We start from the raw sequence: 16,788 nt of genomic DNA, 5'->3' as shown, positions 1-16,788 counted from the left end.
TTTATAAATAATCCTGATTTTAAAAGGTATCCCTATTACTGTGCTATTGCAATAACTCCCTAGCATTTGCTAGGGTGTTTTCTGTGATGGCATCTCCGCCTAATAAGCGTGCTAGCTCATTAATTCGTTGTTCTTTATCAAGGTTTTTCATTGTGGTTTCAGTCTGCCCGGCTTTATTAAACTTGTTAACAAACATGTGTTGATGGCCGTTACCGGCGACTTGTGGTAAATGGGTAACACAAAATACTTGGGTTGATTCACCTAAGCTTCTGAGCATTCTGCCTACCACTGCTGCGGTTGGGCCAGAAATACCGACATCAACCTCATCAAATATAAGTGTTGGAGTTGATACTTTTTTAGCGGTAATAACTTGAACGCCTAAACCTATTCTTGACAGCTCACCTCCAGATGCCACTTTAGCAATGGGTTGCAAAGGCTGGCCTGGGTTAGTGGTCACTAAAAATTCAACTTGATCACAGCCTAAGCTATTGTTCATCTCGGGATTAAAGTTGACTGCAATCTTAAATTGTCCCTTAGGCATATTGAGTTCATGAATAGATTGTGTCACGAGTTTATCAAGCTCTTTTGCATAGCGAGTCCGACTTTGGCTGAGTTTTTGTGCATGCACTAGATAGGCTTCGCGATGGGTCACTAAAGCTTGTCTGACTTCATCTAATTTTGTTTCATCATCAGATAGTTCGAGTAATTCAGCTTTTAGTTGTGCGTGATGTGCCGATAAGTCTTCTGGGCTAACATGATGTTTGCGCGCCAGTTGCATAGCACTTGATAAGCGTTTTTCTAAATATGCAAAATGCTCTGGGTCTAACTCTAAACGGCTTAAGTAGTCTTCAATTTCACCCGAGCTTTCTTGTATTCTGATTAATGCTTCATTGAGCATATTGGCTACAGGAGCAAGTTTATCGTCTACCGTTTGTAAGTTATCGGCTAAATGAATGACTTTGTTTAGCAATGACTCAATATTGACTTCATCGTCTTCAGACAATAACGCTAAACTAGCCTGACATGACTCGATAAGCTCAGTGCCATTTGCAAGACGTTTATGTTCTTGCTCAATTTCGTCAAACTCTCCTTCGCCTAAGTTAAATTCATCTAATTCTTCAACTTGATATTGCAGTAATTGCTTGCGAGAAATACGCTCATGTTGTGCAAGTTCTAAAATTTTTAAATCGTTTTCAGCTTGTTTTGTTCGCTGGTAACTTGCCTGCACAGTATCGATTAATAATTTATGATTGGCATAGCTATCGAGCAACGTCAGTTGATGTTCACTTTTGAGCATTGCATGGTGGGCATGCTGGCCATGAATACCGATGAGCAATTGGCCAATGGCTTTTAGCTGGGTAATTGGCACAGGATTGCCATTTATATAGGCACGGGAGCGGCCATCACTGTTAATGGTTCTACGAAGAATACAATCATCTTCGTTATCCAAATCGTTATCTTCCAACCAACGCTTAGCTTGAGGAACATCGTGTAAGGTGAATCTAGCACTGACTTCTGTTTTATTGGCGCCAGGTCGAACCGTATTGGCATCACTGCGATTACCTAAACACAAACCAAGTGCATCAATAGCAATAGATTTACCGGCACCTGTTTCACCCGTGATGGTGGTCATACCGGCTTTAAAATCTAATTCTAAAAAACGCACGATAGCAAAATTGTTGATGCTGAGTTGGCAAAGCATAATGAATTCCTGTCAATGAAACTACCAAACTACTGTATTGATAAACAGTATATACTGATTTTTTATACAGTAAAGTGGTTGATGGAAAATTATCTTTGGTTGTTTGTGAATCTGTTAGTGAGTGATATTTAACCATAGGATTTTAGTAGCGTTTCAATAATCGGCAAACTGAAAAACGTCACTAAGGTACCGTAGAGAATAGCTTGGGCACTGACATTGGCGTGCACTTTATAACGGTCTGCAAGTAAGTACACGCTCGCTGCAGTGGGTAATGCTGCTAAAATTACACCCATGGCGATTAGCTCTTTTGCAACACCGAAGATATGGAGCAATCCGAATGCAATGAGTGGTTGAACTATCAGTTTTAGCAAGTTGATTGCATTTAGCTCGGCAACAAGGCTAGCCGAGAATGGCTTATTACCACTTTGCTGGCGTAGGGCTTTTACCAGCACCATACCGATAGCGAATAATGCACAAGGGCTAGAGGTGTTACCCAGTTGATGAAACATTAATGAAATACTATCAGGCAGTTCGATATGGCAAGCTGATAAAGTAATGCCAATTAAGCTGCCTACAACAATCGGGTTTTTAGCTAATGCTGATGCCATAATCAAAATTGCGGGTTGAGAAGTCTGCTTATTTTTAATGGCTAGCTCTATCGATACCAGTGCAAATGCAAACATAATGACAGAGAGTAAACTTGCAATCGCTGCAGCGACTAGTGCCATTTTGTTATTTGGAAACATAATGCTTAATAATGGAATGCCAATAAATGCAGTATTGCCGAATGTTGAGTTTAGGGCTCGCATAGCAGAGATTGCTTGGTTTTTTGGGGTTTTCCATAAAGACACAAAAATGACAATCACATAGGTAATAATCATTGCTAGGCTAAAACCCGCTATAAATCCCCATTGAATAATATCTTCTATTCGAGTTTCGGCTAAAACAATCAATAAAATAGCGGGGAAAGCGACATAGTAGACAAATTGATTAAGGATAAGATCCGTATCGACAGGCAATATTTTTAATTTTTGGACTAAACCACCTAGTAACATGATGGCGAATACCGCAAATAGGGGCGTAAATACACTCGACATCCTCAGAAATTCCTTAGCAAAATGATAGTGTTGCCACATTACTACTTCTGATTGTTGTGATGCAATTAGACTATGGCTAAAAGTCATCAATTGGGCTTAATACAGTTAGATTTTTATCGCTTAGTCTTTAATCACTTAGTCTTTAGTCACTAGACTGTAAGCTTTTATGCCTAACACAATGCTAAGGCTGTATTGTTATTTTTGACTTAGTTTGCTGAATAACATATCAAATGAACTGTCATTTTCTGAAGAGGTATTATCGAATTTATGCTGAAGTGTTTTCAAACTGAGTCACTAGGGGCTGTTGATCTTTCAAGGTTGTTTTTGCAGCGAATTGTTGGCCATTTATATAAGGCAGAGGCTTTGCTGTGTAGTTATTCTACATAATAAGCCGATAACGAAGTAAAAATGGCCAACAAACGCTGTCCGAAGGATTCGGCTAAAAACGAATTACGCTTTGTTGAGTGAACTTTGCTTAGATTGCTAGGCTTCACTCCACTCGCCGCGCTTAATTCGTTTTTATCTCGAACAAAATTCCACCAGCAAAGATCAACAGCCCCTAGATGTTTGTGTATGAAGATCTTGAGTAAGCGATATTTCTAAGGACTCCACTGTAGATACTCAATAAGCTAAAGCCTCAGAATGATAGTTTTTCTTTTGCTGGATTGAATGGCGGTAAAGGGCATAAAAAAACAGCCTAAGGAATTTCAGGCTGTTAATTTTGATGTGTTTTTTAGTGGTATTTGTTTCTATAATCGTCTTGTTAACGACTATTGCATACTAATACCAATATTAGATACGCCAGCTTCAATAATGTCTTTTCTTAAGCCTTTAACTAACTCTGGATTAATGTCTGGATTCGCTTCAATAATATCTAACAGCATATCTTGCAGTTCTTTTTCTTCTTGCATCACTGGGTGAGCAAAAACAAAGTCATCTAAGGCTTCGTCCATTAGGCTCTCGTCGCTTATTGCTTCAATATAATTAGCGACAGTGCTTGAAGACAGTTTGCTGATATTAATAATATCATCTTCCATCTTAGCAGAAATGGCACTCATAAGCGTTGATATTGCTACAGCGGCGTCCATTGCGGGGTACACTCCATATGCTTCAAAATCAGCAGGATCGGGTGTGTTTTCCTCTATACGTTGTAGGTGCACATCAACATTGTATTTGGTTTTTTTATCATATTGGCTTTGCCACAATAGCTCTAATGCTGTTGATAACACCATGGGTTGACCAAACTCACATACTTCAGAGAATAATTCATAATTTGGCAACATACGCTGGCATAAGGCTACAGCAAATAATTGCTTTTGAGGTAAAGATAACGCCTTTAAACGTTTAAAAAATCCAGGTTTGTTAGTCATGCTTGATGTCCATTGATAACTGTTCTAATACTTGTGTTGCTGCTGATTCTACCTTAGTTAGCTCATCAAGTAACTCAAGTATTTCCGGTTCTAGTTCACTGGTTTGGGTTTTATGTTTCAACGCAGATTCTATCTCTTGGCAAAGCTTTTGCGTGGTAGGCACTCCACAATAACAACTTGCACCATGTAATTTATGCACCGCTTGAAGCATGGCCTGCTGATCTTGGTTTTGCATAGCGGATTCTATGGTGTTTATGGTCTCTGGAATGGAATCAACCATCATTTTGAGCATCTCAAGTGCCAGATTTGGTTTTTGATTTGCTTGTCGCAAGCACAAGTCCCAATTGAGTGTGTGAAGATCAAAATGGGTGAATTTGGGTTTAGCTACCCAGCGATTAATCACTTTCTTTAATGATGATTCATCAATTGGTTTTGGTAAGAAACCATCCATTCCCGATGCAAGAATATTTGCCCGCTCTTCAGCAATAGCATGTGCGGTTACAGCAATAATCGGAGTGTGGCGATTCATCGATTCATGACGAATTTTTTGAGACGCAGTAATGCCATCAATACCAGGCATTTGAATGTCCATGAAAATTAATTCGAAGCTTTTAGACTTAGCTAATTTGATCGCTTCTTCACCACTTTTGGCAGTGGTGACGCTAAATACTAACTCCTGTAGTAAAGAATCAATTAACTTTAAATTTGCGACATTATCATCTACTGCTAACACTGAAACATTTAGTCGTTCATTGTTATCTTTTACAGCTAAAGGCATTAGCTGCTGTAACGTTTCAGGTGTCGGAGGATAAATTAGGTGTCTTGCCAACTGAGTATCACTAATTGGCACAGTGAGCAATAAATCGGTATTAGGCTTGAAGTGATTCACAATCACCTCTTGATCAATACAATCGTGTAATAAGATAAGGCAGTTAGTGTGTTGTTTAGCTTGTTTTAACGTGACAGTTATTTGCTCAGGATCGCTAAAGCCATGGCAACTCATTAATATATAATCAAAATGGATGTTGGGCTGTTCAAACGTTGTATTGAGATGATCTAATTGACCGACACTAGTCAGTTTTAAATGCCATGCTTCTAAACGTTGATTCAACACATCACGGGTTAATTCGCGAGGCTCGAACAATAGTATTGATTTACCCGACAGCACATCCATTGGCAGCACTTCACCAATTTCAAACTGGCTGATACTCAGTGGTAAAATAAACCAGAAGTTAGACCCTTTATTAGGACTTGATGTGAAACCTATTTGTCCACCCATTTGGTTAATTAGACGTTTAGTGATAACTAAACCAAGACCCGTACCACCAAAGCGGCGAGAAATGGAGGAGTCTGCCTGACCAAATGCCTGGAACAAATACTCTTGCTGGCTTTCGTCAATACCAATACCTGTGTCGATAACTTCACACCTTAAAGTGACATTATCATCTGTTGACCCCACCAGGGTAATCTTGAGAATCACGCTACCTTTATCAGTAAACTTAATCGCATTACCAACTAGATTGGTGATAATTTGATTCACTCGCATCGCATCACCACTAACGCTCTCAGGAACATTAGAGTCAATATCTATTACCAGTTCTAAGCCTTTTTCACGCGCACTTCCCGAAACAATATTTAATGTGTCAGCTAAGGTCTCTCTCAATGCGAAAGGCATTTTCTCAAAGACCATTTTACCGGCTTCAAGTTTGGAGAAGTCCAGAATGTCATTGATGATCCCCAATAAATTACTGGCGCTTCGTTCAATTGTTTTGATGTAATCTAGCTGGCTAGAATGCAGTGGGGTTTTGATGAGTTGTCTTGCAAAGCCGATAACGCCATTAAGTGGCGTTCGTAATTCGTGAGACATATTGGCCAAAAACTCAGACTTGATGCGACTGGCTTCTAATGCTCGTTTTTTGGCTAAGTCCAATTCCACGTTTTGAATTTCAATTTGTTCTAAGGTTTCGCGTAAATCAGATGTCGCTTGATCAATATTTTGCTGCATTTCATCGTGATACTCACTTAATGAGCCCGCCATCGCGTTGATACCGCGTTTTAATAAATCCAGCTCACCAATTAAATTGCCGTCTAGGCGGGTATCAAGTTTGCCTTCTCGAATTTTGGCAACCACACGTACCATTTCAGTGATTGGATGGTTAACATGTTTGACTAAGCGAAAGGTAAAAAATAAATTAAATTGAACTCCAATCAATACAATAATGAAAGCGGCAATCGCAGCACGATGCTGTTCAAGTAGAGCATTTTCTTTATTGACAAGAATGGCAATGTAACCCAGCACTTGTTCTTGCTTACTATTATAAATAGGCTTAGCGATGCTTTGCCCTGCAAGGTGGTTTTGTTGAAAGCCGCTTTCGACGGAATAATTGCTCGAGTCATTTTTGATAAATGCCAGCGGATCAAGATCTGTATTTGCAATAATTGGGCTGCGGATAATTAAAATATCATCTAGGGTACTAAACTCGGTTGCATTTAATTCAGATAATGGTAACTGCGTACGCATTATCTCAAAGTCTTTGTGATAATGAGAGGTGACGAATAATTGATTTTGACTATCAAAAATGGCTAAAGACAATACCAGAGAAGAGTTTTTCATCTGTGAAGCGGAGAGCAGTTTTTTTGTTGAAATGCGATCCTGAGTGACAATCCCAAACTCGCTGGCTAATGCTAAAGGTTCTATAATACTGCTACCTTTTTCCATAAGCGTTTCTTCAAGTTCATAAAAGCGGTTTATGGTGAAGTAACTTCCAAGTAGAATACCCACCACAACGGTAGGAGCCAATGCCAGTACCAGTACCCATGAACGTAGGCTGTATTTAGTCATATTTTCGGTACTTTTCATGTTTTGGGCTTACGTTCCTACAAAATATTGTTGATATTCAGTCTAGACTGCCAGAAATTGCGCACTCTTGACTAGTGTTTTATTCATTTTTAGAGGCCGAAATGGCACAATTTTTTAAAGCTAAACCAAACAAATCTAAGCAATTATCTTCAAAGCTTAGTCTTGAAATCACTCAACTGGATCATTTAGGCGCAGGTATGGCCCAATATCAAGGGAAAGTGGTGTTTGTTGCCGGTGGATTACCTGATGAAAAGGTGACTGTGCAATTAACCGAGCAAAAGAAAAATTATGCCAAGGCCAAGTTGATTAAAATAGATCAAGCATCAGCGCAACGTCGTGAACCAAACTGTCCTCATTATGTTGAATGTGGGGGATGTGATTTACAACATTTAGATGTCGCGGCGCAACGCGATCATAAACAAAATGCATTAATTGATTTAATGAGCAAACTAGGCCGAGATTTGGTTGCTGATGAAATAGTGGCACCAGCCATTACAGGTGAAGCATGGCATTATCGTCGCAGAGCCCGTTTAGCGACGGTTTTTGATAAAAACACTAACCACTTGCAGTTAGGTTTTAGGCAAACGGCTTCAAGTAAAATTGTCTCAATTACCCAGTGTAATGTGCTGGCAAAACCATTATCGGATTTGATCACGCCTTTTGCTGCGAATTTGAATCAATTGAAGTCAAAATCAAATTTAGGTCATTTAGAGTTAAGCCAAGCTGAAAATGGCTTATTTGCTGTATTGCGTGTGACGAAAATCTTACCCGCTTCAGATATCCGTTGGTTGACAGAGTTTGCTGCCACCCATGACATCTGTTTATTGCTGCAAGACAATGACAATCAACTGACCCAATTGCATCCTCAATTGTTAACCGAGGCAGGTAAGCAAAAGGTGACACTCCCTTTTTATTCATTAGCCGCTGAAAACCATCCGCAACAAACGGTTCGCTGTGAATTTACTCCTAGTAATTTTGTTCAGGTCAATGGTCCTATTAATCATGATATGGTCACACAGGCAGTGAGTTGGCTCGACCCTCAGGCAGATGAGCGGGTGCTTGATTTATTTTGTGGCGTAGGTAATTTCTCACTCCCGCTAGCGTCAAGTGCGGCAAAAGTGATTGGTGTGGAAGGTGTACCTGATATGGTTCAGCAGGCAAAAAACAATGCGGCGTTAAATCAGTTAGACAACTTATCATTTCACCATGCCGATTTGAGCGCAGATCTTACCCATGAAAAATGGTTAGGCAAAATTGATAAGCTACTTTTAGACCCCGCGAGAGCAGGTGCTTTTGAAAGCTTACAATGGCTTAAAAAAATGCGCCCTAAAAAGGTGGTTTATGTTTCTTGTAATCCCGCCAGTTTGGCTCGTGACAGTAAAGTGCTAATTGATCAAGGATACCAATTAAGTAAGATTGGTATGGTCGATATGTTTCCACAAACGCATCATATTGAAGCAATGGCATTATTTGAACTGAATGTGTCTTAAACATAGTCATTTACATTTTATTGAATTGATAAATAAAACCGTTACGCTCAATATAGTCTCTCTAACATTTGGTGCTGTTGACCGTTAAAAGTGAATGTTACCTTGGGTTGCTGCCATTTTTATTTGCAGATTAAGCCTTTTCACTTAATGGTCCGTTTGGCAAAAAGTTCATAACATTGCTGTTTTGGTAAATGGCAATGGGTAAGGAAAAAACATGGTTTCAGTTCGCGAAGCGCATTTCAATACAGATGATTTCAATCTTGAAGATTGGGTAGCAAGGTACATCGAAGATGCAAATGATGCACAAATGCTCCTAGATATGCTCAGGAAAATGGAAGCATTGCCTATTAAAGATAAGTTTGCACATACGCAATTGCTGACTCGTGCCCGCGAAATGATTGAAATTTTAGCGCCATTAAATATGGATCTAGAAACGCTGCAAGCGGCATTGTTATTTGTCATTTTAGAAACAGGGCAGATTAGCGAAGATAAGATAGATGAGGTTTACGGAGATTCATTAGCCAAATTAGTAGCCAGTGTCGTAACCATGAATGCCATTGGAGCCTTGAAAGTCACCGATAGCCGCAGCGCCGAGCCTCAAATTGATAATATTCGTAAAATGTTATTGGCCATGGTTGAAGATGTTCGGGCAGTGGTGATTAAGCTGGCCGAACGAGTGTGCTCGTTGCGCGCTGTCAAAAATGCCGATGAAGAAACCCGCGTGTTACTGGCAAGGGAAATTGCAGATATTTATGCACCATTGGCTAACCGTTTAGGGATAGGTCAATTAAAATGGGAGCTAGAAGATATCTCTTTTCGCTACCTTCATCCAAGCGTTTACAAAGATATTGCCAAACAATTAGATGGCAAACGGATGGACCGTGAAGTCTATATCGACAAATTTGTCACTCAACTTCAACAGCGTTTAGATGATGATCAGATACGTGCCAAAGTTTACGGTAGACCTAAACATATCTACAGTATTTGGCGCAAAATGAAAGGTAAAGACCTCAAGTTTGACGAGCTATTTGATGTGCGTGCAGTGCGAATTGTGACCGACAGGCTGCAGGACTGTTATGGCGCTTTGGGGGTGGTGCATGATTTATGGCATCACATTCCGCGTGAGTTTGATGATTATGTAGCCAATCCAAAACCCAACGGTTATCAATCTATTCACACTGTCGTTGTCGGGCCGGAAGGTAAAACCGTTGAAATTCAAATTCGTACAGAGGCCATGCATCAGGATGCCGAACTAGGTGTCGCCGCTCACTGGAAGTATAAAGAGGGCGCCAATACCGTTAAGCAAAGCGGCTACGAAGAAAAAATCAATTGGTTGCGTAAAATTTTGCAATGGCAAGAAGACGTTGCCGAAAGCGGTAACTTGGTTGATGAAGTGCGTAGTCAGGTGTTCGAAGACCGCGTATATGTCTTCACCCCTAGCGGCGAGGTGGTCGATTTACCGCTCGGCTCTACGGTATTAGATTTTGCGTACTATATTCACTCTCAAGTTGGGCATAGATGTATTGGCGCCAAGGTTGATGGCAGAATTGTGCCATTTACTTACCAGGTTGAAACCGGTGAGCGCATTGAAATAATCACCTCAAAAATAGCTAATCCTAAACGTGATTGGTTAAACCCGAATTTAGGCTATATCAAGTCTTCTCGTTCCCGTTCAAAAATTCAGCATTGGTTTAAACAGCAAGACCGCGATAAGAACATTATCGCAGGTAAAGAAATGCTGGAAACAGAATTGCAGCGTGCGGGCTTAAAATTGAAAGATGCCAATATTGCGGTAGAGCGTTTTAATCTAAACGGTATGGATGACATGCTTGCTGCTATTGGCGGGGGCGATTTACGCTTAAATCAGGTTGTTAACTTTATTGAAAGTAAGTTGCGTGCTGCGCCTGCATCCGAAGACGATTTGGTTGAAGACATTCTAAAGAAAGCCGTTCATCGTCCTAAAAAGCCAGGTAAAGGGCAAGTTGAAGTCAATGGTGTCGGCAATTTACTCAGCCACATTGCTCGTTGCTGCCAACCCGTCCCTGGCGATGAAATTTTTGGCTATATTACAATGGGGCGTGGTATTTCAGTACATCGCAGTGATTGTGAGCAAGTCAAAGAATTGATGCGCGCTCACCCTGAACGTGCAGTTGAGGTGGTTTGGGGCGAGAATTACTCTGGCGGTTATCGTATCCGGGTGAAAGTGGTTGCTCATGATCGCAGTGGTTTATTACGCGATTTAACCACGGTTCTCGCCGCTGAAAAATCAAACGTTATGGCTATGAGTTCAACGTCAGATGTTAAATCTCAAACGGCAACCGTCGAGTTAGAGCTTGAGTTATATAATGTTGATGATTTATCTCGGGTGTTATCTAAACTGTCACAGGTTGATGGTGTGATTGAATCGCGACGTTTGTAATTCCCCCTTTTACATTTTTAGCTAAATTGACTTAGGCAATTATGGATACAAAGCACAATACGCAGATTCAGCCTCTGCTAGATATCATGCAAAAATTACGTGATCCCCTTGATGGTTGTCCGTGGGATTTAGCGCAAGATTTTCAAACTATTGTGCCTTTTACCATCGAAGAAGCCTATGAGGTTGCCGATGCAATTGAGCGAACCGCATGGGATGAGTTGCCAGATGAACTTGGCGACTTATTATTTCAAGTGGTATTTTATTGCCAGCTCGCCAATGAACAGGGCAAGTTTGATTTCGCAACAGTCGTTGAGCGAATTTGCGCCAAGCTTATTCGTCGACATCCGCATGTGTTTAATTCGCAATTTATTGCGTCACCTGAGCATACCGCCAACCAGGTAAAGCAGAGTTGGGAAGCCATTAAGGCACAAGAGCGTGCTGATAAGCTGCAGTTATCTTTACTCGATGATATTCCTCAAGCTTTACCAGCATTAAAGCGGGCAATTAAAATTCAAAAAAGAGTGGCAAAAGTTGGATTTGATTGGCCAGAGCTTGAGCCTGTCGTGGCCAAAATTTATGAGGAAGTCGATGAAGTACTCGTTGAAGCAAAATTAGTCGAGTCAGATCCTCAGCATTACCAACCTAAAGTGGTCGATGAAATGGGTGATTTATTGTTTGCGGTTGTTAACCTCGCTCGTCATTTAAATGTGGATCCTGAGCAAGCATTACGTCAGGCGAATCATAAATTTGAACGACGTTTTAGAGGCGTTGAAAATTGTGTGCAGCAAAGCGGTAAACAATTTGAAGACCATAACCTTGAGCAACTAGATTGCTATTGGGATCAAGTAAAACGCCAAGAGAAAGCCTCACTTTCAGACTAAATACATGACCTAATTAATTGGCAAAGCGTATATAGGCGAAATTATCGCTGTTTTGGTTTGTCGAATCGACATCACTTTGGTATACTATCGCCCCGTCCTAGTGCTTTCTTACAAGCACGTATTTTCCAACACATTTTCTCAGGTTCAGCATGACTACAAGGTATATCTTCGTTACTGGTGGCGTTGTTTCATCACTAGGTAAAGGCATTGCAGCAGCATCGTTAGCAGCAATTTTAGAGGCTCGTGGCCTCAATGTAACCATTATGAAACTGGACCCATACATCAACGTTGATCCGGGTACCATGAGCCCAACTCAGCACGGTGAAGTGTTCGTGACTGAAGATGGTGCTGAGACTGACTTAGACTTAGGTCATTACGAGCGTTTTATTCGTACTAAAATGAACCGTCGTAATAACTTTACTACCGGTTCTATTTACGAAGAAGTATTACGTAAAGAACGTCGTGGTGATTATTTAGGGGCAACCATTCAGGTTATTCCTCATATTACCAATGCGATTAAAGAAAAAGTGATTGCAGGTGGCGAAGGTCACGATGTTGCTATCGTTGAGATTGGCGGCACAGTGGGTGATATCGAATCACTACCATTCCTAGAGTCTATCCGTCAATTAGGTGCTGAACTAGGACGTGAACGTACCCTATTTATTCATTTAACTTTAGTGCCATTCTTAGGTGCTGCAGGTGAGATTAAAACCAAGCCGACTCAGCATTCTGTTAAAGAACTACGCTCAATTGGTATTGCGCCAGATGTGTTAGTTTGTCGTGGTGATCGCGCGGTTCCTGCGAATGAAAAAGCTAAAATTTCATTGTTCTGTAATGTTGAAGAACGTGCGGTTATCTCGTTAAAAGACGTAGACAGTATTTATAAAATCCCAGCACTATTACGTTCACAAGGTTTAGATGATTTAGTTATCAAGCGTTTCAACATTGATTGTGCGGATGCTGATTTATCTGAGTGGGAAAATGTAATTTATCAAGAAGCTAATCCAAATGGCGAAGTCACCATTGGTATGGTGGGTAAATATATTGAACTACCTGATGCGTATAAATCAGTTAATGAAGCGTTGAAACATGCAGGTTTGAAAACCCGTGTTAACGTTAATATTAAATATATTGATTCACAAACGGTTGAAGCTAAAGGCGAAGAAGTGCTTCAGGGACTTGATGGTATTTTAGTACCAGGCGGTTTTGGTGAGCGTGGTGTTGAGGGTAAGATTTTAGCGGCAAAATTTGCTCGTGAAAATAACCTACCATATTTTGGTATTTGTCTCGGTATGCAGGTTGCTCTTATTGAGTTTGCCCGCAACGTGGCTAATCTTGACGGCGCACATTCAACTGAATTCAACAAAGATACCCAATATCCAGTAGTCGGTTTAATCACTGAATGGATTAATGAAGATGGTGATGTTGAACAACGTCATGAAGCGTCAGATTTAGGCGGTACTATGCGTTTAGGTGCACAGCTTTGTCATTTACTTGATGGTTCTAAAGCGGCAACTGCATACAAAGGTGCCACGTGTATTGAACGTCACCGTCACCGTTATGAAGTCAACAACAACTACGTTGAACGTTTAGAAAAAGCGGGTTTAGTATTTAGTGGTTTATCTTCTGATCGTAAATTGGTTGAAATGATTGAACTGCCAAATCATCCTTGGTTTGTTGCAGGTCAATTCCACCCAGAATTTACTTCAACACCTCGCGACGGTCATCCACTATTTGAAGGCTTTATTTCTGCTTCTTTAGCTTATCAGAAAAGAGATTTAAACTAATTAATCAAGCCGCTGACTATGATGTCAGCGGCTTTTTTGTTACTGAGTCTGAATAAACTTAATCACAACTTGCGCTAGATCGACTTGTAGATAAATTGATAGTTGCTGTCAGGTTCAATTCGATTTATCCTAGCTGTTGTGGATTTAAATTACCAAAATGAAAGTTAATACCAATAAAAAGTCTAGAAAAAGCTTATAAATGGGTTTTTATTGGTGTTAATTTTTTATTTGATTTTAAACTTTCAGTATTACTGACATTATTTACGAGGGAATTATGGCTAACATTATTAACGTCATCGGTCGCGAAATCATGGATTCACGCGGTAACCCAACAGTTGAAGCCGAAGTGCACTTAGAAGGCGGATTTATTGGTATGGCAGCTGCACCATCAGGTGCATCAACCGGTAGCCGTGAAGCATTAGAATTACGTGATGGTGATAAATCACGTTATTTAGGTAAGGGCGTATTAAAAGCCGTTGCTGCAGTCAACGGTCCTATTGCAAAAGCATTAATCGGTAAAGATGCATTAGCGCAAGCTGAACTTGATCAAATCATGATCGATTTAGATGGCACAGAAAACAAAGCTAACTTTGGTGCAAACGCTATTCTTGCAGTGTCTTTAGCGGCGGCAAAAGCTGCAGCAGCATCTAAAAAAGTCCCTTTATATGCACACATTGCTGACTTAAACGGCACACCTGGTGTGTATTCAATGCCTTTACCTATGATGAACATCATTAATGGCGGCGAGCATGCTGATAACTCAGTAGACATACAAGAGTTTATGATCCAACCTGTTGGCGCAGCGACTTTCCGCGAAGGTCTACGTATGGGGGCTGAAGTATTCCATAGTTTAGCCAAAGTGCTTAAGTCTCAAGGCCACTCTACAGCAGTGGGTGATGAAGGTGGTTTTGCGCCAAACCTAGAATCAAATGCTGCAGCGCTTGCAGCAATTAAAATTGCTGTTGCTAACGCTGGCTACGAATTAGGTAAAGACATCACCCTAGCTTTAGATTGTGCAGCATCTGAGTTTTATAACAAGGAAGAAGGTATTTACGATCTTAAAGGTGAAGGTAAGCAATTTACTTCTGAAGAGTTTAACTACTTCTTAGAAGATCTTGTTAACCAGTACCCAATTGTTTCTATTGAAGATGGTTTAGATGAATCTGACTGGGACGGTTTTGCTCACCAGACCAAATTACTTGGTGATAGAATTCAATTAGTGGGTGACGATTTATTTGTAACCAATACAAAAATCCTTAAGCGTGGTATTGATAACGGTATTGCCAACTCTATCCTGATTAAATTTAACCAAATTGGTTCGTTAACCGAAACTTTGGCTGCAATTAAAATGGCTAAAGATGCAGGTTTTACAGCCGTTATCTCTCACCGTAGTGGTGAAACCGAAGACTCAACTATTGCTGATTTAGCGGTAGGTACTGCTGCAGGCCAAATCAAGACTGGCTCATTAAGCCGCAGTGACCGTGTTGCTAAGTACAACCAGTTATTACGCATCGAAGAAGCGCTAGGTTCAAAAGCACCTTACAACGGTCTTAAAGAAGTTAAAGGGCAAGCATAATATTTTGCTTTGCTGATTAAAAAGGCCACCACTCGGTGGCCTTTTTTGTTGTATCATAAGCTTATTCATCATTTCGGATAATTTGCTTAGCTACTATGAAGAAACTTTTATTCGCTTTAACGTTCCTGTTAGCGTTACTCCAATACAGATTGTGGATGGGCGAAAATAATTTATCTGAATATTTTCTGCTGCAAACTCAAATTCAAGCTCAGCAAGAAAGCAATGCCAAATTGATTGCCCGAAATCAAATTCTTAAAGAAGAAATCATCGATCTAAAAAGTGGCACCGAAGCGATAGAAGAGCGAGCCCGAAACGAGTTAGGCCTCGTTAAAGAAGGGGAAACTTTTTATCGTGTTGTCGGAGCAGAATTACGAGATCGAAATCGTTTTGGCCATTAATCAAATGACAGCAGCTATTCGTAACATTGTCGCTATCGTTCCTGCTGCGGGTATTGGCAGTCGAATGGGCGCAGCCATCCCCAAACAATATTTAACGATAGGAAAAAAGACTATTTTGTCTCATACCCTAGATCGTTTATTAACTCATCCAGCCATTTCACAAGTGATTGTGGCATTACACCCTGAAGATGATTTATTTACGCAATTATCGCAGGCAGCGCATCCGAAACTGACACAAGTCATCGGTGGTTCTGAGCGTGCAGATTCTGTGCTGGCGGCGCTTCAAATTGTAGATAATGATGCGTGGGCCTTAGTACATGATGCTGCTCGTCCCTGTGTGACCCATAACGATATCGACAAACTGATTTGTGCACTTAATGAGTTTCCTCAAGGGGCGATATTAGCAGCACCCGTTAGAGATACAATGAAACGTGGTAATGCCAATGGCACCATTGAACAAACTGTTGAGCGTAACCAGCTTTGGCATGCATTAACACCTCAGCTTTTTCCAGCGTCAGCGCTTAAGGACAATCTTAAGCAAGCGTTGCAAGCTAAAGCCACCATTACCGATGAAGCCAGTGCAATGGAATGGGCAGGAATGTGTCCAGGATTAGTAACAGGACGTGTTGATAATATAAAAGTGACTCATCCTGACGATTTAGAGCTAGCTCAGCTGTTCCTAACCCAACAAACAATATTGAAATAAATAAGGTTATCCAATGAAAATGCGAATAGGCCATGGTTTCGATGTGCATAAGTTTGGCTCTGATAAACCCCTTATTTTAGGTGGAGTGACAGTCCCCTATGAGACTGGACTCATTGCCCATTCTGATGGAGATGTTGTTCTGCATGCTATAAGTGATGCGATACTGGGTGCGATGTCACTTGGTGACATAGGTAAACATTTTCCTGATACTGATGCTCAATTTGCAGGTGCCGATAGCCGTGTCTTACTGCGTCACTGTTATGATTTAGCGCTGCAGAAAGGTTATTGCATCGGCAATTTAGATGTCACAGTGATTGCTCAGGCACCTAAAATGGCACCGCACATTGACGCAATTCGCCAATGCCTTGCCGTGGACTTAAACACCTCAATTGAAGACATTAATGTTAAAGCGACAACCACAGAAAAATTAGGCTTTACCGGCCGAAAAGAAGGTATCGCCGTCGAGTCTGTCGTGTTAATGCTACAAAAATAGAGCGCTTAT

The 16,788-nt window shown here is 40.7% G+C and carries 12 protein-coding genes; 8 read left to right on the top strand and 4 right to left on the bottom strand.

What is annotated here, in order from left to right; translation table 11 throughout:
• Positions 1-43: 43 nt before the first annotated feature.
• The 4 genes from recN to barA form a co-directional block, all read right to left on the bottom strand.
• Positions 44-1,702 carry a DNA repair protein RecN gene (gene recN, locus NE535_RS03345; RefSeq protein WP_261297276.1) on the bottom strand — a complete coding sequence of 553 codons (1,659 nt, stop codon included), beginning with the start codon at positions 1,700-1,702 and terminating at the stop codon, positions 44-46.
• A gap of 128 nt (positions 1,703-1,830) precedes the next feature.
• Complete coding sequence (locus tag NE535_RS03340) at positions 1,831-2,799, bottom strand: AEC family transporter (RefSeq protein WP_261297275.1); 969 nt, start codon at positions 2,797-2,799, stop codon at positions 1,831-1,833.
• A gap of 770 nt (positions 2,800-3,569) precedes the next feature.
• Positions 3,570-4,169, bottom strand: a complete 600-nt coding sequence (locus NE535_RS03330; protein WP_261297274.1) for a YjaG family protein — start codon at positions 4,167-4,169, stop codon at positions 3,570-3,572.
• Positions 4,162-7,029 carry a two-component sensor histidine kinase BarA gene (barA, locus tag NE535_RS03325; RefSeq protein WP_261297273.1) on the bottom strand — a complete coding sequence of 956 codons (2,868 nt, stop codon included), beginning with the start codon at positions 7,027-7,029 and terminating at the stop codon, positions 4,162-4,164. The genes NE535_RS03330 and barA overlap by 8 nt, the downstream gene beginning before the upstream one ends.
• A gap of 101 nt (positions 7,030-7,130) precedes the next feature.
• On the opposite strand from barA, the gene rlmD reads away from it, so the two are divergent.
• From rlmD to ispF, 8 genes are all read left to right on the top strand, one after another.
• Complete coding sequence (rlmD, locus tag NE535_RS03320) at positions 7,131-8,519, top strand: 23S rRNA (uracil(1939)-C(5))-methyltransferase RlmD (protein ID WP_261297272.1); 1,389 nt, start codon at positions 7,131-7,133, stop codon at positions 8,517-8,519.
• 214 nt (positions 8,520-8,733) lie between these two features.
• Complete coding sequence (gene relA, locus NE535_RS03315; protein ID WP_261297271.1) at positions 8,734-10,938, top strand: GTP diphosphokinase; 2,205 nt, start codon at positions 8,734-8,736, stop codon at positions 10,936-10,938.
• A 41-nt stretch (positions 10,939-10,979) separates the two neighbouring features.
• A complete protein-coding gene (gene mazG, locus NE535_RS03310) occupies positions 10,980-11,819 on the top strand; it encodes a nucleoside triphosphate pyrophosphohydrolase (protein ID WP_261297270.1) in 840 nt (279 codons plus the stop codon).
• 149 nt (positions 11,820-11,968) lie between these two features.
• Positions 11,969-13,606: a CTP synthase gene (locus NE535_RS03305; RefSeq protein ID WP_261297269.1), complete on the top strand. Its 1,638-nt coding sequence runs from the start codon at positions 11,969-11,971 to the stop codon at positions 13,604-13,606.
• Positions 13,607-13,880: 274 nt separating this feature from the next.
• Positions 13,881-15,182: a phosphopyruvate hydratase gene (gene eno, locus NE535_RS03300; RefSeq protein WP_261297268.1), complete on the top strand. Its 1,302-nt coding sequence runs from the start codon at positions 13,881-13,883 to the stop codon at positions 15,180-15,182.
• 95 nt (positions 15,183-15,277) lie between these two features.
• Entirely contained in the window at positions 15,278-15,580 is a 303-nt protein-coding gene (ftsB, locus tag NE535_RS03295) for a cell division protein FtsB (RefSeq protein WP_261297267.1), read from the top strand.
• A gap of 4 nt (positions 15,581-15,584) precedes the next feature.
• The gene (ispD, locus tag NE535_RS03290; protein WP_261297266.1) at positions 15,585-16,286 is read left to right on the top strand and encodes a 2-C-methyl-D-erythritol 4-phosphate cytidylyltransferase; all 702 of its coding nucleotides are present in this window, start codon (positions 15,585-15,587) and stop codon (positions 16,284-16,286) included.
• Between the two features lie 13 nt (positions 16,287-16,299).
• Complete coding sequence (gene ispF / locus NE535_RS03285; protein WP_261297265.1) at positions 16,300-16,779, top strand: 2-C-methyl-D-erythritol 2,4-cyclodiphosphate synthase; 480 nt, start codon at positions 16,300-16,302, stop codon at positions 16,777-16,779.
• Positions 16,780-16,788: the final 9 nt, after the last annotated feature.

This window comes from Shewanella holmiensis (assembly GCF_025370255.1).
Taxonomy (GTDB): Bacteria; Pseudomonadota; Gammaproteobacteria; order Enterobacterales; family Shewanellaceae; genus Shewanella; species Shewanella holmiensis.
Note: the sequence above shows the minus strand (reverse complement) of the source record. Positions and strands in the feature narration are given on the sequence as shown.